This window comes from Rhodothalassium salexigens DSM 2132 (assembly GCF_004341375.1).
Classification (GTDB): domain Bacteria; phylum Pseudomonadota; class Alphaproteobacteria; order Sphingomonadales; family Rhodothalassiaceae; genus Rhodothalassium; species Rhodothalassium salexigens.
Map to the genome: position 1 here is coordinate 68,107 of NZ_SLXO01000003.1, position 18,456 is coordinate 86,562.

15 protein-coding genes are annotated in these 18,456 nt (G+C 68.9%); 5 read left to right on the forward strand and 10 right to left on the reverse strand.

The window, feature by feature from the left end; genetic code table 11:
* On the reverse strand, nucleotides 1-1,629 hold the full coding sequence (locus tag EV659_RS04935; RefSeq protein WP_132707753.1) for a lysine--tRNA ligase: 1,629 nt from the start codon (nucleotides 1,627-1,629) through the stop codon (nucleotides 1-3).
* 298 nt (nucleotides 1,630-1,927) lie between these two features.
* Here EV659_RS04935 and EV659_RS04940 point away from each other — a divergent pair, with 298 nt between their 5' ends.
* Together EV659_RS04940 and EV659_RS04945 are read left to right on the forward strand one after the other, a co-directional pair.
* A complete protein-coding gene (locus EV659_RS04940) occupies nucleotides 1,928-2,347 on the forward strand; it encodes a PaaI family thioesterase (RefSeq protein WP_132707754.1) in 420 nt (139 codons plus the stop codon).
* 105 nt (nucleotides 2,348-2,452) lie between these two features.
* Complete coding sequence (locus EV659_RS04945) at nucleotides 2,453-4,111, forward strand: acyl-CoA dehydrogenase family protein (protein ID WP_132707755.1); 1,659 nt, start codon at nucleotides 2,453-2,455, stop codon at nucleotides 4,109-4,111.
* Nucleotides 4,112-4,391: 280 nt separating this feature from the next.
* On the opposite strand, the gene EV659_RS04950 is transcribed toward EV659_RS04945, so the two are convergent.
* The 5 genes from EV659_RS04950 to groES all read right to left on the reverse strand — a co-directional run bounded on the left by EV659_RS04950 (nucleotide 4,392) and on the right by groES (nucleotide 10,805).
* Complete coding sequence (locus EV659_RS04950; RefSeq protein WP_132707756.1) at nucleotides 4,392-5,513, reverse strand: 2-oxoacid:ferredoxin oxidoreductase subunit beta; 1,122 nt, start codon at nucleotides 5,511-5,513, stop codon at nucleotides 4,392-4,394.
* Entirely contained in the window at nucleotides 5,513-7,474 is a 1,962-nt protein-coding gene (locus tag EV659_RS04955; RefSeq protein ID WP_132707757.1) for a 2-oxoacid:acceptor oxidoreductase subunit alpha, read from the reverse strand. Before EV659_RS04955 ends, EV659_RS04950 begins: the two co-directional genes overlap by 1 nt.
* Before the next feature lie 202 nt (nucleotides 7,475-7,676).
* Complete coding sequence (locus EV659_RS04960; protein ID WP_132707758.1) at nucleotides 7,677-8,624, reverse strand: histone deacetylase family protein; 948 nt, start codon at nucleotides 8,622-8,624, stop codon at nucleotides 7,677-7,679.
* A 187-nt stretch (nucleotides 8,625-8,811) separates the two neighbouring features.
* The gene (gene groL / locus EV659_RS04965) at nucleotides 8,812-10,461 is read right to left on the reverse strand and encodes a chaperonin GroEL (RefSeq protein WP_132707759.1); all 1,650 of its coding nucleotides are present in this window, start codon (nucleotides 10,459-10,461) and stop codon (nucleotides 8,812-8,814) included.
* Nucleotides 10,462-10,517: 56 nt separating this feature from the next.
* Entirely contained in the window at nucleotides 10,518-10,805 is a 288-nt protein-coding gene (groES, locus tag EV659_RS04970; protein ID WP_132707760.1) for a co-chaperone GroES, read from the reverse strand.
* 454 nt (nucleotides 10,806-11,259) lie between these two features.
* Between groES and dapF the strand changes: the two genes are divergently transcribed.
* Together dapF and mtaB are read left to right on the forward strand one after the other, a co-directional pair.
* Nucleotides 11,260-12,120 (forward strand): diaminopimelate epimerase, encoded by an 861-nt coding sequence (gene dapF / locus EV659_RS04975; protein ID WP_132707761.1) that lies wholly within the window; start codon nucleotides 11,260-11,262, stop codon nucleotides 12,118-12,120.
* Nucleotides 12,117-13,478, forward strand: a complete 1,362-nt coding sequence (gene mtaB, locus EV659_RS04980; protein WP_132707762.1) for a tRNA (N(6)-L-threonylcarbamoyladenosine(37)-C(2))-methylthiotransferase MtaB — start codon at nucleotides 12,117-12,119, stop codon at nucleotides 13,476-13,478. Before dapF ends, mtaB begins: the two co-directional genes overlap by 4 nt.
* On the opposite strand, the gene EV659_RS04985 is transcribed toward mtaB, so the two are convergent.
* The 4 genes from EV659_RS04985 to EV659_RS05000 all read right to left on the reverse strand — a co-directional run bounded on the left by EV659_RS04985 (nucleotide 13,475) and on the right by EV659_RS05000 (nucleotide 17,595).
* Nucleotides 13,475-14,416, reverse strand: a complete 942-nt coding sequence (locus tag EV659_RS04985) for an Hsp33 family molecular chaperone HslO (RefSeq protein WP_132707763.1) — start codon at nucleotides 14,414-14,416, stop codon at nucleotides 13,475-13,477. The two genes, mtaB and EV659_RS04985, sit on opposite strands and share 4 nt — an antisense overlap.
* Before the next feature lie 11 nt (nucleotides 14,417-14,427).
* Nucleotides 14,428-15,375: an ornithine carbamoyltransferase gene (argF, locus tag EV659_RS04990; RefSeq protein ID WP_132707764.1), complete on the reverse strand. Its 948-nt coding sequence runs from the start codon at nucleotides 15,373-15,375 to the stop codon at nucleotides 14,428-14,430.
* Nucleotides 15,375-16,547 (reverse strand): aspartate aminotransferase family protein, encoded by a 1,173-nt coding sequence (locus EV659_RS04995; protein ID WP_132708029.1) that lies wholly within the window; start codon nucleotides 16,545-16,547, stop codon nucleotides 15,375-15,377. Before EV659_RS04995 ends, argF begins: the two co-directional genes overlap by 1 nt.
* 139 nt (nucleotides 16,548-16,686) lie before the next feature.
* Nucleotides 16,687-17,595, reverse strand: coding sequence for an ABC transporter permease (locus EV659_RS05000; RefSeq protein WP_132707765.1), 909 nt, complete (start codon nucleotides 17,593-17,595; stop codon nucleotides 16,687-16,689).
* Nucleotides 17,596-17,836: 241 nt separating this feature from the next.
* Between EV659_RS05000 and EV659_RS05005 the strand changes: the two genes are divergently transcribed.
* Complete coding sequence (locus EV659_RS05005) at nucleotides 17,837-18,274, forward strand: GcrA family cell cycle regulator (protein WP_132707766.1); 438 nt, start codon at nucleotides 17,837-17,839, stop codon at nucleotides 18,272-18,274.
* Nucleotides 18,275-18,456: the final 182 nt, after the last annotated feature.

Consider the following 18,456-nt stretch of genomic DNA (forward strand, 5'->3'; position numbering starts at 1 on the left):
TCACGATGCCGGCTCGGTCTGGCCGAGCGGCTGGCCGGCGAGCACCTGGTCGATCATCGCCAGCGTCGGGTCGACGCCGTAAAGGGCGATGAAGCCGCCCATGCGCGGGCCCTGGCTCTGGCCCAGCAGGACCTCGTAGAGCGCCTTGAACCAATCGCGCAGATTGTCGAACTCGGCGGTTTTGCCGGCGGCGAAGACCTCGTTCTGGATCGTGTCGCCGTCGGCGTCGGCGGGCAGGGCGCGCAGCCGCCGGGCCAGGTCCTCAAGCCCGGCGCGTTCGGTGGCGTCGGGCAGGCGATAGCGCTTGGTCGGGGCCACGAAGTCGTCGAAATAGGCGATCGCATAGTCCATCAGCGCGTCGAGGGCGGGGTGGCTGTCGGGCGTGGTGTCGGGCGCATAGCGGCTCACATAGCCCCAGAGCCTGGCCTTGTCCTCGGTGTGGGCGGCGCTGACCAGGTTGAGCAGCAGGGCGAAGCTGACCGGCATGTGCACCGCGGGCACGGCGCCGCCGTGGATGTGGAACACCGGGTTTTCCACCTGCTGGGCGGGCGTCTGGTCGGCGAACTTGGCCAGATGGGTGTAATACTCGTCGACCGCCTTGGGGATGACGTCGAAATAGAGCTTCTTGGCCTTGCGCGGCGCCTGGAACATGTAGAGCGCCAGGCTCTCCTGGGTGGCGTAGCGCAGCCAATCCTCGATCGAGATGCCATTGCCCCGGGACTTGGAGATCTTCTCGCCCCGGTCGTCCAGGAACAACTCGTAGCTGAAGCCTTCGGGCGGCCGGTTGCCGAGGATCTGGGTGATCCGGCTCGACAGCTTGACCGACTCGATCAGGTCCTTGCCGGCCATCTCATAGTCGACGCCGAGCGCGTCCCAGCGCATCGCCCAGTCCACCTTCCACTGGCACTTCACATGGCCGCCGGTGACCGGCACGGTGAACAGGCTGCCGTCCTCGTTGCGGAAGGTGACCGTGCCGGCGTCCGCGTCGCGTTCGACCAGCGGCACCTGCAAGACCTTGCCGGTGGTCGGGCTGATCGGCAGGAACGGGCAATAGGTCTTGCGCCGTTCCTCGCCCAGGGTCGGCAGCACCACGTCGATCACCGCGTCATAATTGGCCAGGACCTTCTGCAACGACGCGTCCATGCGGCCGCTCTTGTAGCAGTCGGTCGCCGAATAGAATTCGTACTCGAAGCCGAACCGGTCGAGGAAGGCGCGCAGCCGGGCATTGTTGTGGGCGCCGAAGCTGTCATGGGTGCCGAACGGGTCGGGCACCACGGTCAGGGGCTCGTCCAGATGGGCGGCCATCATGTCCTGGTTCGGCACATTGCCGGGCACCTTGCGCAGGCCGTCCATGTCGTCGGAAAAACAGATCAGCTTGGTGGGCAGATCGGGCGCCAGCCATTGCAGCGCGCGCATGACCATGGTGGTACGCGCCACCTCGCCGAAGGTGCCGATGTGCGGCAGGCCCGACGGGCCGTAGCCGGTTTCGAACAGCACGAAGCCTTTTTCCGGGCCGCCGGCGTCTGCCACCCGTTTGAGCACCCGGCGCGCCTCGACGAACGGCCAGGCCTTGGCGTCTTGCGCCAGGCTGGTCAGGTCGGCGGGGGTGGGAACGGAACGCGTGGCCATAGCGGCTCTCCAGGGTTAGCCAGTCGGATGATACACGCCCGACCGGGTACGCCACGGCGGCCGGAAAATCAACATTTTCCGGGGTTTTCTGCGCGTTTGAGGAAGATGCCGGGCCGGTATGCGGCGGCGATCCGGCCGCCTGCGGCGGTCCAAGCGCGCTGCAGGGCGCGCAGACCGGGTGCCTGGGCGCTCGCCGCGTCCGCCGCTCCGGGGTGGCCCGCGACCGCCGAAGCGCCCATAGTGGCGGGAAAACGCCACGCGACGGCCCGACTTACGGGTCCATGAGGGGAGGATCGCGATGACTGACCATGCCGACATGACCGCCTTTGCGCGCCAGGTTTTCGAGGCCCAGCCGTTCAGCCGCTGGATCGGTGCCGAGCTCGTCTCGGTGGGGGCGGACGACGCGCGGATCGCGCTCGACCTGTGCGACCGGCACCGCCAGCAACACGGTTTCGTCCATGGCGGCGTGATCAGCTATCTGGCCGACAATGCGATTACCTTTGCCGGTGGGCTGGCGCTCGGCGGCAATGCGCTGACCTCGGAGTTCAAGATCAACTATCTGCGCCCCGGCGTCGGCGAGCGCCTGGTGGCCGAGGCGCAGACCTTGTCGGCGGGCAAACGCCAGGCGGTTTGCACAGCGCATGTTTTCGCCGAAAGCGGGGCGGAACGTCGGCTGTGTGCGGTGGCCCAAGGGACGGTGCTGCCGGTGGCCGGCTGAGCCCGGTGCCGGCGCCGGGGATAGTCCCTTGTGCCGGCCGCGGTCGGGCTCCATCCTGAGAGCATAAGCGGAGCAACGATCCGTGCCTTGGGGAGAGAGATCGCGATGACGCCGTTCCGACCGCAGAGCCACCTGCCGACCCATGAGGTCACCAACCAGCCCGAGCCGCTGACCGACTACAATCTGTTCGACAGCGACCTGGCGTTCGCCGAGACCGTGAAGCGGTGGGGTTGCGCCGACACGGTGCGCCGGGTGCGCGCCTATGGCGCCGCCCTCGGCCGCGACGAGATCCTGGCCGCTGGCGATCTGGCCAACCGCGAGACGCCCGAACTGGTGGCCTTCGACCGCTTCGGCCGGCGGCTCGACGAGGTCCGCTTTCACCCCAGCTATCACCGGCTGATGAGCCTGGGCATGGAACACGGCCAGCATTCGATCGCCTGGACCGCCGAGGCCCACGGCCATCTGAGCCACTGCGCGCTCGAATATCTGATGCACCAGGTGGAGGCGGGGGTGTGCTGCCCGTTGAGCATGACCTATGCCGGGTTGCCGGCGCTCAAGGCCAATCCCGCCCTTTACGAGACCTGGGCGCCCAAGCTGCTGTCGCGCAGCTATGACCCGGCGTGCCGGCCGGTGGCCGACAAGGTCGGGGCGACCATGGGCATGGCGATGACCGAGAAACAGGGCGGGTCGGACGTGCGCGCCAACGCCACCCGCGCCACCCATGTGAAGGGCGAGACCTATGAACTGGTCGGCCACAAATGGTTCTGCTCGGCGCCCATGTCGGACGCCTTCCTGACCCTCGCCTATACCGACGCCGGGCTGACCTGCTTCTTCGTGCCGCGCTGGACCGAGGCGCGCGAGCGCAACCGCCTCTTCATCCAGCGGCTCAAGGACAAGCTCGGCAACAAGGCCAATGCCTCGTCCGAGATCGAGTATCACGGCGCCGAGGCGATCCGGGTCGGCGCCGAGGGCCGCGGCATCCAGACGATCATCCAGATGGTCCACCACACCCGGGTCGACACCACGGTGGGCGCGGCCAGCCTGATGCGCGCGGCGCTGGTTCAGGCGCTCCACTTCACCGCCCAGCGCAGCGCGTTTCAAAAGCGCCTGATCGACCAGCCCTTGATGCAGGCGGTGCTTGCCGACCTGGCGCTGGAGACCGAGGCGGCGATGCTGCTGGCCTTCCGCATCGCCCAGGCGTTCGACGCCGCCGAGGCCGGCAATGCGCAGGAAAAGGCGTTTTCGCGCATCGGCGTGGCGATCGCCAAATACTGGCTCAACAAGCGCGTGGTCGGCGTGGTGCACGAGGCCATGGAAGCCCATGGCGGGTCGGGCTTCGTCGAGGACGGGCCGATGGCCCGGCTCTATCGCGAGGCGCCGCTCAACGGCATCTGGGAAGGGGCGGGCAATGTGATCTGCCTTGATGTGCTGCGCGCGCTCGACAAGGACGCCGAGGCCAAGGACGCGCTGGTCGAGCAGTTGAAAGCGGCCTGCGGCCACGACCGGCGGCTTGACGCCCAGGTCGACCGGGTGATCGCCCTGGCGTCCAACCGCGCCGGGCTGGAAGCCAATGCCCGCCGGCTGGTCGAAGAAACCGCGCTGGTCCTGCAAGCCGATCTGATGATGCGCCACGCGCCGGCGGCGATGGCCGATGCCTTCCTGGCGTCGCGGCTCGACGAGGAAAACTGGGGCCACGCCTTCGGCACCCTGCCGCCGGGGCTCGATCTGCGCGCCATCGTCGAGCGCGCGCAGCCGGTGCTCTGAGGCGGCGGCCCTTTGGCCACCCTCGCCGTCATTGCGAGCCGCCTTTAGGGGCGCGGCAATCCATGGCAGGGTGGCGGCCGGGGTGCCGTCCCGGCGCTGCTATGGCGCCCAGGGCTGGCGGTGATGGGATTGCTGCCCTGCGCTCGCAATGACCGGGGAACGGGCTTGTGCTCGGCTCATCGGCCCCGGGAGCGGGATGGGGGCGGCATGGGGAGCGGGACGGGCTCCCTTCCACGCCCGCGATGCTACCCCATCGACAACAGCCAGGGGGCGGCCGGGCCTAGCTCACCGTCCAGGTGCGGCCCTGGCGCAGGAAACCGTTGAGCGCGGCCAGGTCGGCCGATGGGCCGCTCTCGTCGGCCTCGGCGTCGTGCACCTGGCGCAGCAGCGCTTCCTCATAGGGCGGCGCGGTGTCGTCGCAATAGAGCACGCCCATGACCACCGGTGCTGCCGGGCCGCTGAGCGTGGCGAGCATCTGGGCCAGGATCGGGTTGGTCTCGTTGTGGACCATGATCTCGGTTTCGTCGACGCCGTCGCCGCCGCCGACCGCCACGATGTCGAGCTTGAGCGTGTTCGGGTTGAGCTTGAGCCCGCGCCGGCGGTCCTTGCCCCAGATCAGCGGTTGGCCGTGAACGGCGTAGAGCTGGTGCTCGGGCGCGGCGGCCTTGGCGGTCAGGTCGGCGAAGGCGCCGTCATTATAGACCACGCAGTTCTGGAAGATCTCCACGAAGCTGCCGCCGTGATGGGCGTGGGCGCGCTTGAGCAGGCCGGGCAGGGTCTTTTGCGCGGTGTCGGTGGTCCGCGCCACGAACCGCGCGCCGCTGCCGAGCGCGAACGCGCACGGGTTGATCGGCCGGTCGACCGAGCCTTCGGGCGTCGACGGCGTGCGGGTGCCGAGCGCGGTGGTCGGCGACGCCTGGCCCTTGGTCAGGCCGTAGATGGCGTTGTTGAACAGCAGGATGTTGAGGTCGACATTGCGGCGCAGGGCGTGCAGCAGATGGTTGCCGCCGATCGACAGGCCGTCGCCGTCGCCGGTCACCACCCAGACGTCGAGAAACGGGTTGGCCAGCTTGATGCCGGTGGCCACCGCCGGCGCGCGGCCGTGGATGGTGTGGAAGCCGTAGGTGTTCATGTAATAGGGAAAGCGCGACGAGCAGCCGATGCCGGACACAAACACCGTGCTTTCGGGCCGCGCGCCGAGCTCGGCCAGGGTCTTCTGGATGCCCTTGAGGATGGCATAGTCGCCACAGCCCGGACACCAGCGCACTTCCTGGTCGGAGGCGAAGTCCTTCGGGGCCAGGCCCGGCACCGCCGGGTCGGCCTTGGGGCGGGCCTTGGGTTGGGGCCGGTCCAGCAATTCCGGGGCCGGGGCCGGCGGCGGCGGCGGCGCGAACTGGTCCATCAGGCGATCTCCTGGTCGGGCTGGTCGAGGCTTTGGCCCGCGTCCAGCCGGGCGATGGCGGCTTGTACTTCGCAGATGGTGAGCGGTTGGCCCGAGACCTTGGTCAGCGAGGCGAGGTCGATGCGATAGCGATCGCGCAGCACGCTGGCCAGTTGGCCATTGTTCATCTCGGCCACCAGGATCTGGTCGTAACCGCTTAGCAGCGCGCCCAGATTGGTCGGGAACGGGTTCAGGTGGCGCAGGTGGATGTGGGCGGCTTCGATGCCCTCGCGCCGGGCCTGGCGCACCGCTTGGGCCAGCGCGCCATAGGTCGACCCCCAGCCGACCACGGCGACGCCGCCGGCGTCCGAGCCCTGTTCGACGCGCTGGGCCGGCAGCCGGCGGGCGACCCGCGCCACCTTGTCGGCGCGCAGCCGGGTCATGCGCTGGTGGTTGGCGGCGTCGTAGGAGATATGGCCGGTGTCGAAATCCTTTTCGATGCCGCCGATGCGGTGCATGCGGTCGGGCGTGCCCGGGGTCACCCAGGCGCGCGCCTGGGTCTCCGGATCGCGCTCGAACGGGCCGGCGTCGCCGCCGCGCTTGGGCGGGGTGATCGGCTCCAAGCCGGTCAGGTCGGGCAGGCGCCAGGGCTCGGCGGCGTTGGCCATGAAGCCGTCGGTCAGCACGATCACCGGGGTCATCGTCTCGATGGCGATGCGCGTCGCCTCGATGGCGGTGTGGAAACAATCGGCCGGGCCGCTGGCGGCGATCACCGGCAGCGGCGCGTCGCCGTTGCGCCCGTAGATCGCCTGATAGAGGTCGGATTGCTCGGTCTTGGTGGGCAGGCCGGTGGATGGGCCGCCGCGCTGGCAGTTGACCACCACCAGCGGTAGTTCGGTGGCGATCGCCAGGCCCAGCGCTTCGGTCTTGAGCGCGATGCCCGGCCCCGACGACGAGGTGATGCCCAATTGCCCGGCATAGGACGCGCCGAGGGCGGCACAGATGGCGGCGATCTCGTCCTCGGCCTGGAAGGTGATGACGCCGAACTGCTTCATGCCCGACAGGGTGTGCAGGATCGGCGACGCCGGGGTGATCGGGTAGCTGCCGACGAACGGGTCGAGCCCGGCCAGCTTGGCCGCTGCCACCAGACCCCAACTGAGCGCCTGGTTGCCGGTGACGGTGCGGTATTCGCCGGGGTCGGCCTCGGCCGGCAGGACGCTGTAGCGGCGCAGGCCGCCGCCGAGCTCGGCGGTCTCGCCATAGGCATGGCCGGCGTTGAGGGCCGCCACATTGGCCTCGGCCAGCGGCGCCTTGGCGGCGAATTTGGTGGTCAGCCAGTCGATCACCGGCTGGCGGTCGCGGCCGAACATCCACAGCGTCAGGCCCAGCGTCCACATGTTCTTGCAGCGCAGGGCGTCCTTGTTGCCGAGCCCATGGGGCTTGACCGCCTCGATCGTCTGCTTGGTGATGTCGAGGCCGAGGATGCGGAAGCCGTCGATGGTCTGGTCGTCGAGCGGATTGTGCGCGTAGCCGGCCTTGTCGAGCGCGCGCTTGGTGAAGCTGCCGGTGTCGACGATCGCCAGCCCGCCGGGGCGCAGACGTTCCAGATTGGCCTTGAGCGCGGCCGGGTTCATGGCCACCAGCACGTCCGAGATGTCGCCCGGCGTCATCACCTCCGACGCGCCGAAATGAACCTGGAACGCCGACACGCCGAACGGCGTGCCCGCCGGGGCGCGGATTTCGGCGGGATAGTCGGGAAAGGTGGACAGCCCATGGCCGCCCAAGGCCGCCGATTGGGCGAACTGGGTGCCGGTGAGCTGCATGCCGTCGCCGCTGTCGCCGGCGAAGCGGACCACCACGGACTCGAGGGTTTCGCGCGCGGTACGCAGGCCGAGGGCGGTGGCACTGTCGGGCCGGTCGGGGTCGGCGGGGGCGTCGGTTTCGGTGGCTTGGGGTGCAGGCACGGTCGGGGCGCTGGCCATGGGACCTCACTGTTACGCGCGCCGATACCGGGCCCGGGGGCGGGTGAACGGCGCATCACGATGGGGCGGCGAAGGGCGCCGTCCCGCAAAGTGCCGGGTCGTCCCGCGAGTGGGCGGGCACGGGCCCGGTCGTCAACACGCCGCGGAGTTTCAACACGGGTGCCGACGCGATGCAAGACAAACCGGCACCTGTATGACGCTTTCAAGACAGGGCTGGGGAAGCGCTGGTCGCGGCGGGCGGGATGCCGCCGATCAGCCGGTGCGCTTCGGCGATCACCAGCGCATGGCGCTTGGCGATGACCGCCGGCTCGGCGCCGTAGCCGCCGCCGGGAACGCTCGCCAACGGCACACCGCGCGCCCAGGCGGTTTCAAGCACCAGCCGATCGCGGGCGGCCAACCCCCTGTCTGTCAAAGACAAACGGCCCAGCTTGTCGTCCCGGTGCGGGTCGACGCCGGCATTGTAAAAGATCAGTTCGGGGCGGTGGTGGGCGACCAGCGGGTCGAGCAGGTCGGCAAGGGTCGCGAGATACGCCGCGTCGCCGGTTGCGTCCGCCAGACCCACGTCCAGGTCGCCGGCCACCTTGCGCACGGGGAAGTTCTTCTCGGCATGGAGGGAAAAGGTAAAAACCGCTGGCTCATCAGCGAAAATCGCCGCCGTCCCATCGCCTTGATGGACATCCAGGTCGATGATCAGCACGCGGTCCACCAGGCCCTCGGCGCGTAGCGTCGCCACCGCCACGCCCACATCGTTGAACACGCAGAAACCGGCGCCGAATCCGGGATGGCCGTGATGGCTGCCGCCGGCGGTCTGGGCCGCCAACCCCCGGTCGAGCGCCAAACGCCCGGCCAGCGTGGTTCCGGCAGCCGAAAGGCGTGCGCGGTCAACCAGTTGCTCGCTGACCTGGAAACCGATCCGGCGGCTGGCGGCCGCGTCCAGCGTGCCGTCGAGTACCGCCGAGACATAAGCCGGTGTGTGCGCCAGTTCGAGCCAGGCCCGGGGCGCGGGTGCGACGCTATGGCACAGCGCCGGTGTCGCCCATCCGGCGTTCGTCACCACGTCCCACAGCTCGGCGTACTTGGCCATGGGGAATCGGTGACCCTCGGGCAACGGCGCCACATAGCGCGGATGGTGAACCAGCGGGAGAGCCATGGCCCAAGACGGTATCGCAGGCGCTGCACCGCCAGAAGGCCCGGGGGCTGCGGTTCAAGCGCGCGGGCATGGGGGTCCGGGCGCAAAAAAGGCGGCGCCCCCCTCGAACGGGAGGCGCCGCCCCGGTTTCGGCACCGGATCGGGGCAGCGCCCCGACCCGGGGTCGGTCTCCGGGTCGGACAGGGGCTTAGAAGCCCATGCCGCCCATACCGCCCATGCCGCCCATGTCGGGGGCGCCGCCGCCGGCCGGCTTTTCTTCCGGAATCTCGGCGATGCAGGCTTCGGTGGTGACCATCAGGCTGGCGACCGACGCGGCGTCTTGCAGCGCCGTGCGCACCACCTTGGTCGGGTCGATCACGCCGGCCTTGACCAGGTCTTCATAGACCTCGGTCTGGGCGTTGAAGCCCCAGTGGTTTTCGCCTTGCTCCAGGAGCTTGCCGGCAACCACCGCGCCGTCGACGCCGGCGTTGGTGGCGATCTGACGGACCGGCGCTTGCAGCGCGCGACGGACGATGTCGATACCGCGGGTCTGGTCTTCGTTGTCGCCCTTCAGGCCTTCAAGCGCCTTGGTGGCGTAGAGAAGCGCCGTGCCGCCGCCCGGGATGATGCCTTCTTCCACCGCTGCGCGGGTGGCGTGCAGGGCGTCGTCGACCCGGTCCTTCTTCTCTTTCACTTCCACTTCCGAGGCACCGCCGACCTTGATCACGGCAACGCCGCCCGACAGCTTGGCCAGCCGCTCTTGCAGCTTTTCCTTGTCATAGTCGGAGCTGGTATTGTCGATCTGGTTGCGGATCTGGTCGCAACGGGCCTTGATCTGGTCGTCCGAGCCGGTGCCGTCGATGACCGTGGTGTTGTCCTTGTCGATCGACACCTTTTTGGCGGTGCCGAGCATGTCGACGGTGACGTTTTCGAGCTTGATGCCCAGGTCTTCCGAAACCACCTGGCCGCCGGTCAGCACGGCGATGTCTTCCAGCATGGCCTTGCGACGGTCGCCGAAGCCCGGCGCCTTCACCGCCGCGACCTTGAGGCCGCCGCGCAGCTTGTTGACCACCAGCGTGGCCAGGGCTTCGCCTTCCACGTCTTCAGCGATGATCAGCAGCGGCCGGTTGGACTGAACCACCGATTCCAGCAGCGGCAGCAGCGCCTGCAGGTTCGACAGCTTCTTCTCGTGCAGCAGGATGTAGGGGTTTTCCAGCTCCACGGTCATCTTTTCGCTGTCGGTCACGAAGTAGGGCGACAGGTAGCCACGGTCGAACTGCATGCCTTCGACCACGTCCAGCTCCGAATCGAGGCCCTTGGCTTCCTCGACCGTGATCACGCCTTCCTTGCCGACCTTTTCCATCGCTTCGGCGATCATCGAGCCGACGGTCTTGTCGCCATTGGCCGAGATGGTGCCGATCTGGGTGATTTCGTCGTTGGACGAGATGTCCTTCGAGCGGCCCTTGATGTCCTCGACCACCTTGGTCACGGCCAGATCGATGCCGCGCTTCAGGTCCATCGGGTTCATGCCGGCGGCCACCGACTTCATGCCCTCGGTGACGATCGCTTGCGCCAGCACGGTCGCGGTGGTGGTGCCGTCGCCGGCCAGGTCGTTGGTCTTGGACGCCACTTCCTTGACCATCTGGGCGCCCATGTTCTCGAACTTGTCTTTGAGTTCGATTTCCTTGGCGACGGTGACGCCGTCCTTGGTGATGCGCGGTGCGCCGAACGACTTCTCCAGCACCACGTTGCGGCCCTTCGGACCCAAGGTCACCTTGACCGCGTTGGCCAGGGTGTTGACGCCCGACAGAATGCGGTCGCGGGCATCGGTATGGAAACGGACTTCTTTGGCAGTCATCGGACTGTGCTCCTAGCTTCCAGAATCGGTTTCAGATTGAATGAAATCCCGGCGCCTCAGTCGACGATACCCAGGATGTCGGATTCCTTCAGGATCAGCAGGTCTTCGCCGTCGATGGTGATTTCCTGGCCACCCCATTTGGCGAACAGCACCTTGTCACCCTGCTTGACGTCCAGCGGGGCCACTTCGCCCTTGTCGTTCTTGGCACCCGGGCCGACGGCCAGTACTTCGCCTTCTTGAGGCTTTTCCTTGGCGGTATCGGGGATAATGATGCCGCCCGCGGTCTTCTCTTCGCTTTCGACGCGGCGGATCAGCACCCGGTCGTGCAATGGACGAAATGCCATGATACGGCTCCTCCTCAAACCATGCGGCCGGCTCGTTTGCGACACCGGCTCAGGTCCTTGTTTCCGAAGGGTTCAGAATGCGCGTTAGCACTCACCCTAGTCGAGTGCTAACAGCCGCTAGATTGGGCAGGGGCACGATCATGTCAAGACGCCGCACCGAAAAAAATGACCGGCCGGGGCGGTGGTCGCCGCCGGCGCCGTTAAGCCCGTGAAAACGGTTGATTATCGGCCATAGCCGGCAGCGGGCGGGGCGGCCGCGCGTGCGGTCATCCGATGCTGAACCATGGCGTACCGGCGCGGCTCTGTCGGTGCCGCCCCTATCGTGGCGCGGGCGGGGAAGGCAAGAAAAGACCATCACCGTGCGCGCGGTCGCCTCGGGGGAGAGGCCGCCGGCACGCTTGCCGATCGAGGAAAGTCTGGCGCCCGGCCGTGCTTTTCCTATATAGGGCGCAGCATGGCTTCCACCAATTCAGAGCGCCGCCCGTTCGTCAAGATGCACGGACTGGGCAACGACTTTGTCGTCTTCGACGCCCGGCAAGCGCCGTTGGCCTTGTCGGACGCCACCGTGCGCGCGCTGGCCGACCGGCACACCGGCATCGGTTGCGACCAGTTGATCATCCTGCGCGCCAGCGACGACGCCGATGTGGCCATGGAGATCCGCAACGCCGACGGCTCCACGGTCGCCGCCTGCGGTAACGCCACCCGCTGTGTGGCGCGCCTGGTGATGGGCGAGCGCGGTGCCGAGCAAGCGGTGATCGAGACCGCTGCGGGCCTGTTGCGCGCCCACGGCAGCGGCGCCGGCGTCGCGGTGGACATGGGGCCGCCGGGGCTCGACTGGCAGGATATCCCCCTGGCCGAAGCGGGCGACACCCGGCGGCTCGATTTTACCCGTGGCGCGCTGGGCGATCCGGGCGCGGTGTCCATGGGCAATCCGCACCTGGTGTTCTTCCAGGACGACGCCGTGGCGGTGCAGGCTTTCGAGACTCTGGCGCCGCAGATCGAACGCGACCCGCTGTTCCCCGAGCGCATCAATGTGAGCCTGGCGCGGGTCGATGCACCCGATGCCCTGGCGCTGACCGTGTGGGAGCGCGGCGCGGGCTTCACCCGGGCGTGCGGTACCGCCGCCTGTGCCGCCCTGGTGGCCGCCCACCGGCGCGGGCTGACCGGCCCCAAGGCGCGCGTGGGTCTGCCCGGTGGCATGCTGATGGTCACTTGGGATGTGGCCGGCGACAGCGTCATCCTGGCCGGGCCCGCCGACCTGTCGTTTTTCGGCGCGGTGGATCTGGCCGCCTATGAGATCGAGGCAGCGGCATGAGCGCGCCCGACATCGATCTTGAAACCGGGGCCGACACCGATCCTGATACCGCCACCCAGGCCGGGGCGGCGGTCGAGCGGGCGCGGACCGAGGTGATCACCTTCGGTTGCCGGCTCAATGCCTACGAGTCGGCGGTGATCGAGCGCAATGCCGAGGCCGCCGGGCTCGACGACGCCGTCGTCGTCAACACCTGCGCGGTGACCGCCGAGGCGGTGCGCCAGGCGCGCCAGACGATCCGCCGGGCGCGCCGCGACCATCCAGGCCGCCGCATCGTGGTCACCGGCTGTGCGGCACAGGTGGACCCGGGCCAGTTCGCCGCCATGGCCGAGGTGGACGCGGTGATCGGCAACCAGGACAAGCTCGGCCCGGCGGCCTTCGAGGCGTTGGCGGCGGGCGCGGCCGCGCCGGTCCAGGTCACCGACATCATGGCCGTGCGCGAACAGGCCGGCCATCTGATCGACGGCTTCGGCGAGCGCGCGCGCGCCTTCGTCCAGGTGCAGAACGGCTGCGATCACCGCTGCACCTTCTGCATCATCCCCTATGGTCGCGGCAACGCGCGCTCGACGCCCATGGGCGCGGTGGTCGACCAGATCAAGCGGCTGGTCGACCGGGGTTATGGCGAGGTGGTGCTGACCGGCGTCGACCTGACCAGCTATGGCCCCGACCTGCCGGGCAAGCCCAGCCTCGGCCGGCTGGTCCAGACGATCCTGGCCCAGGTGCCCGACCTGGCCCGGCTGCGCATCTCGTCGATCGACAGCATCGAGGCCGACGCGGCGCTGATGGACGCGATCACCGGCGATGCGCGGGTGATGCCGCACCTGCACCTGTCGCTCCAGGCCGGCGACGATCTGATCCTGAAGCGCATGAAGCGCCGCCACAGCCGTGCCGATGCCATCGCGTTCTGCCAAGCGGTACGCGCGCGCCGGCCCGAGGTGGCGTTCGGCGCCGACATCATCGCCGGCTTCCCCACCGAGACCGAGGCCATGTTCGAGAACAGCCTGGCGCTGGTCGACGACTGCGACCTGACCTGGCTGCACGTGTTCCCGTTCTCGCCGCGCCAGGGCACGCCGGCGGCGCGGATGCCGCAACTGCCCAAGCCGGTGCGCAAGGACCGCGCCGCCCGGCTGCGCGCCGCCGGGGCCGCGCGCGCCCGGGCGTTCCTCGACCGTGCAGTGGGCGGCCAGGTGGATGTGCTGGTGGAAAAGGCCGGCCGGGACGCTGCGGGTCCGTTCGCCACCGGCCACAGCGGCCAGTTCGCGCCGGTGCGCCTGGCCGGCTCGGTGGCGCCCGGCCAGATCGTGCGCGCCCGGGTGACCGCGCGCGACGGTGACACGCTGCTGGCCGCCCCGCAGGCTTAGGGCTCGAACCGATAGTCGGTGTTGCAGAACTGGCAGGTGACGGTGATCAGGCCGTCGTCTTCGACCATGTCCGACAGCTCTTCGCTCGAATAGCGCGCCAGCACCGAGGCGATCTTGTCGCGGCTGCACCGGCAGCCGAAGGCCACCGGGTGGCTGTCGAAGACGCGCACGCCGTCTTCGTGGAACAAGCGGAACAACAAGGTCGGCAGGGCCAGCTCCGGGTCCAGCAACTCCTCGGCGCGGGTGCTCATCATCAGCGCGGTAGCGCGGTTGAACGGTTCGGTGTTGGGTTCGCCGGCCGCGTCGTGGTCGATGTCGCCGCCGCCGTCGTCGGGCGTGCCGCCGCCGGTCGGCAGATCTTGCACCATGATGCCGCCGGCGCGCCAGTGGCCCGACACCGGGTCCTGCCCGGCGTGCAACAGGATGCGCGTCGGCAACTGTTCCGACTGGGCGAAATAGGTGCCGGCGCACTCGGCCAGCGTGCCGCCTTCAAGCGCCACGATGCCCTGATAGCGGTCGGTCTGCGGCCCCTGGTCGAGGGTCAGGGCCAGGTGCCCCTTGCCCATCAGCCCCTGCAGGCTCGGCCGTTTGCCCAGCGTCTTGAGCCGGTCCCGGTCGACCTGGGCGAAGCCGCGCACGGTGCCCGGCGCCAGGAAGTCGCCGACCAGCAGCGACAGCGGGCCCGAGCCCTTGGCCTGGATGGTCAGGATGCCGTCGTCGACCTTGAGCATGCTGCCGAGCAGGCACGACAGGGCGGCCAGTTCGCCAACCACTCCGGCCACCGGGGCGGGATAGTCGTGGGCGCGGATGATCCGGTCGGCGGCGGTGCCGAGCCGGACCGCCCGGCCGCGCACCGGCTGGCCTTCGATGCGAAACGGCAATACCTGATTGTCGGCGCTTCCCGGCGGGTCCGGGACGACGATCGGCTCATCGGTCATGGGGGGTGCTCTTACAGTCGGTCGAAACAGTGCAACAAGATGGCCTTCTGGGCGTGCAGGCGGTTTTCGGCCTGATCCCAGACCGCCGATTGCGGCCCTTCCAGCACCGCGGCGTCCACTTCCTGGCCGCGATAGGCGGGCAGGCAGTGCAGGAACACCGCCTCGGGCGCCCGCGCCATCAGCGCCTCGCTGACCCGATAGGGCGCAAAGGCGTCCAGGTCCACCGCCTCGTCGCCCATGCTCTTCCAGGTGTCGGTGTAGACCGCCTGGGCGCCGTCGACCGCCGCTTCGGCGGTGGCGACGCGCGCCACGTCGCCGCCTTGGGCGGCGGCCCAGGCGAACAGCGCGTCGGGCATGCGCCCGTCGGGGCCGGCCAGCCGCACCGAGGCGCCCAAGCGCACGGCGGCGTGGACCAGCGACACCGCCACATTGTTGCCGTCGCCGAGCCAGGCGATGCGCGCGCCGGCCAGGCTGCCCAACCGTTGCTTGAGCGTCAGCATGTCGGCGATCGCCTGGCAGGGGTGGCTGTAGTCGGTGAGCGCGTTGACCACCGGCACGTCCGAGGCGCCGGCCAGCGTCTCCAGGTCGCCATGGGTGTGGGCGCGGAAGGTGATCGCGTCCACATAGCGGCTGAGCACGCGGGCGGTGTCGTCGAGCGGTTCGCCGCGGCCGGTTTGCATGCCCGCGCGGTCCAGGGTCAGCGGTGCACCGCCCAATTGGCGCACCGCCAGGTCGAACGACACCCGGGTGCGGGTCGACGGCTTGGCGAACAGGCAGGCGACGGCGGCACCGGCGAGCGGCGCGTCGTCGTCGGGTGCCGCCTTGAACCGGCCGGCGCGGGCCCGGGCGCGGGTGTCGGCGGCCTCGATGAGCCGCGCCACGGTGGCGGCGTCCAACCCGGCCAGGTCGAGAAAATGGCGCGGGGTACCGGCGGCCACGGCCGGCTCGGCGCCGTCCATCAGGCCACCGTCCGGGCGGTTTGCTCGGCCTCGGTCAGTGCGGCGCCCAGACGCTCCATGGCTTGGTCGATATGCGGCTGGGTGAGGATCAACGGCGGCAGCAGGCGGATCACATTGTCGCCGGCGGGTGCGGTCAACAACCCGTGGCGCAGCGCGGTCGCCACCACCTCACGGTTGACCAGACCGTCGCGCAGCTTGATGCCCCACATGAGCCCGCGCCCGCGCATGTCTTCGACCTGATTGTGGTAGCGCTCGGCGAAGTGCGCCAACGCCTGGTGCAGCGCCTCGCCCATGGCGATCACATGGCCCATGAAACCGGGCTTGAGCAATTCGTCGAGCACCGCATTGCCGACCGCGGTGGCCAGCGGGTTGCCGCCGTAGGTGGAGCCGTGGGTGCCGGGCACCATGGCCGCGGCGACCGCGTCGGTGGCCAGACAGGCGCCAAGCGGGAAGCCGCCGCCGATGCCCTTGGCGGCAGCCACGATATCGGGGCGGATGTCGGCCCATTCATGGGCGAACAGCTTGCCGGTCCGGCCCATGCCGCACTGGATTTCGTCGGCGATCAACAGCAGGCCGCGCTCGTCGCAGATCCGGCGCACGTCGCGCAGGAAGACGTCGGGCAGCGGCACCACGCCGCCTTCGCCCTGCACCGGCTCCAGCATCACAGCGGCGGTCTGCGGGCCGATGGCGGCGGTCAGGTCCTCGATGGCGCCGGCGACCACCTGGCGAAAGCCCGGGGTCGCCGGGCCGAAGCCCTCGGCCTTGCCGGCGGCGGCGACGGCGGCCAGCGTCCGGCCGTGGAACGCCGCGGTCAGGGTGACGATCTCGTAGCGGTCGGGCTCGCCCTGGTCGAAGAAGTAGCGCCGGGCGGTCTTGATCGCGCACTCGATGGCCTCGGCGCCCGAATTGGTGAAGAACACCCGATCGGCGAAGCTCGCCGCGCACAGCCGCTCGGCCAACCGTTCGGCGTGCGCAATGCGGTAGAGGTTCGAGGTGTGCCACAGCTTTTCGGCCTGGTCCTTGAGCGTCGCCACCAGGTGGGGGTGGGCGTGGCCGAGGCAGCTCACCGCGATGCCGGCATTGAAGTCCAGATAGGCCTTGCCGGCGTCGTCATAGAGGGTCATGCCCTCGCCGCGCTCGAACGCCACGTCGGCCTGCCGGTAAGTGCCCATAAGTGCGGATGTCACGACCGCCTCCGTCTCGAAAAAGGAACCACCCCGCCGCTTGGGGATAAGCGGCGGAGTATTGTGATCAGGCCGGGCGGTGTCAATCGCCGGTCCGGCGGGGTTTGGCCATGGGTCAGACCCCAGCTCAGGCCTTGAGCTTCCAGCCGCTGCGGAACACCCGCCAGGCGATCAGTGCCAGCGCCGCGTTGGCCACGCCGATGAATGCCACGCCCACGGGCAGCGACGCATCCGCGGTGCCGATAAAGCCGTAGCGGAACCCGTCGATCACATAGAAGAACGGATTGACCGCCAGCACCGCGTCGAGCACCGCCAGTTGGTCGGCGCCCCAGCCGCCGTCGGCCATGCGCTCCTTGAGGATGCCGACCGAATAGAAGGTGCCGCTCAACAGCGTCAGCGGCGCGACGATGAAGTTGGTGATCGTCGCCACATGGTCGAATTTCTCGGCCCAGACCCCGGTCAACAGCCCGATCAGCGACATGAAGATCGCCGCCATCAGGCCGAAATAGAGGATCGCCCAGGGGTGGGTGACGGTGATCGCGTCAAGCGGCAGCACCCAGAACACCAGCAACAGCACGCCGCACACCACCAGCGCCCGGGCCACGCCGCCGAGCACATAGCCCATCACCAACTCGCCCGCCGACAAGGGCGGCATCAGCACGTCGATCACCGTGCCCTGCACCTTGCCGATGATCAGCGACGAGGCGGTGTTCTGAAACGCGTTCTGGGTCAGCGCCATGATCGCCAGGCCCGGGGCCAGGAACTGCTCATAGGGCACCGCGGTGGTGACCCGGTCCGAGCCGCCGATCACCACGGCGAAGATCAAGAAGAACAGCACCGCCTGGACCGACGGCGCCAGCACGGTCTGCATCCACACCTTCATGAAGCGGCGGATTTCGCGTTCGGCGAGTGTTTGCAGGCCGCCCCAATTGACCGCGCCGATCCGCCGGACGCCGAAATCGTCGGCATGTCCGGCATGGTCGGCCTTGGCGGCGGATTGGGACACGGGCTGGCTGTGGACGGCGGTATCGGGCATGATCGACTCTCGCGCTGTTGTCGGATCGCGCGCCCTGGAAGCGCGTCGCGGCCCCAGGGCAGACGACTGCGCGGCCACGCCCCGACCCGGCCGGGGCAAGGCTGGGGTAATCGGCGGGGCATGACGCCACGACAGGAGGTACGGCTTGAGGTAATGGCCCGGACGGCGGTCGGCAACCCTTGCGTCCCCCGGGCGCCGGTTTTATGTCACGCATCTGGCAAGTCAGGGAAGGACCGAGTGAATGTCGTGGACTGATGAACGGATCGAGACCTTGAAGCGGCTGTGGGACGCGGGCAAGAGCGCCAGTCAGATCGCCACGGAACTCGGCGAGGGCGTGACCCGCAACGCGGTGATCGGCAAGGCGCACCGTCTGGGTCTCAAATCGCGGCCGAGCCCGGTCAAAAGCGACGCCCAGGCGGCGGCCAAGACCGGCGGCACGGCGGCGCCGGCCAAGAAGCGCACGCGCAAGAAGAAGCCCGCCGACGACCGGGTCACCCTGCTCGACCTGACCGAGCGCATGTGCAAATGGCCCTATGGCCATCCCGGCGACGCCGATTTCCATTTCTGCGGCAAGCCGAGCCAGCCCGGCCTGCCCTATTGCGCCCAGCACTGCCAGGAAGCCTATCAGGCGCTGCAACCGCGCAAAGATCGCCGCAACCGGCCGCCACGGATCATCTGACCGGCCGCTGTCGCGATCCCGGGCTCTCATCGGCAAAGCGGTGCCAGCGCGGGGAAGACCGGCGCGGTCCCCTCGGGTCCGCTCGGGCCCGCTCACAGCCGGGATCACCGTGTCCGGGTGTCCGGCGGTCGAGCCCGGTGGCAGTTTTTTCACAATCCCACGTCTTGCTGTCCGCCTTTGGT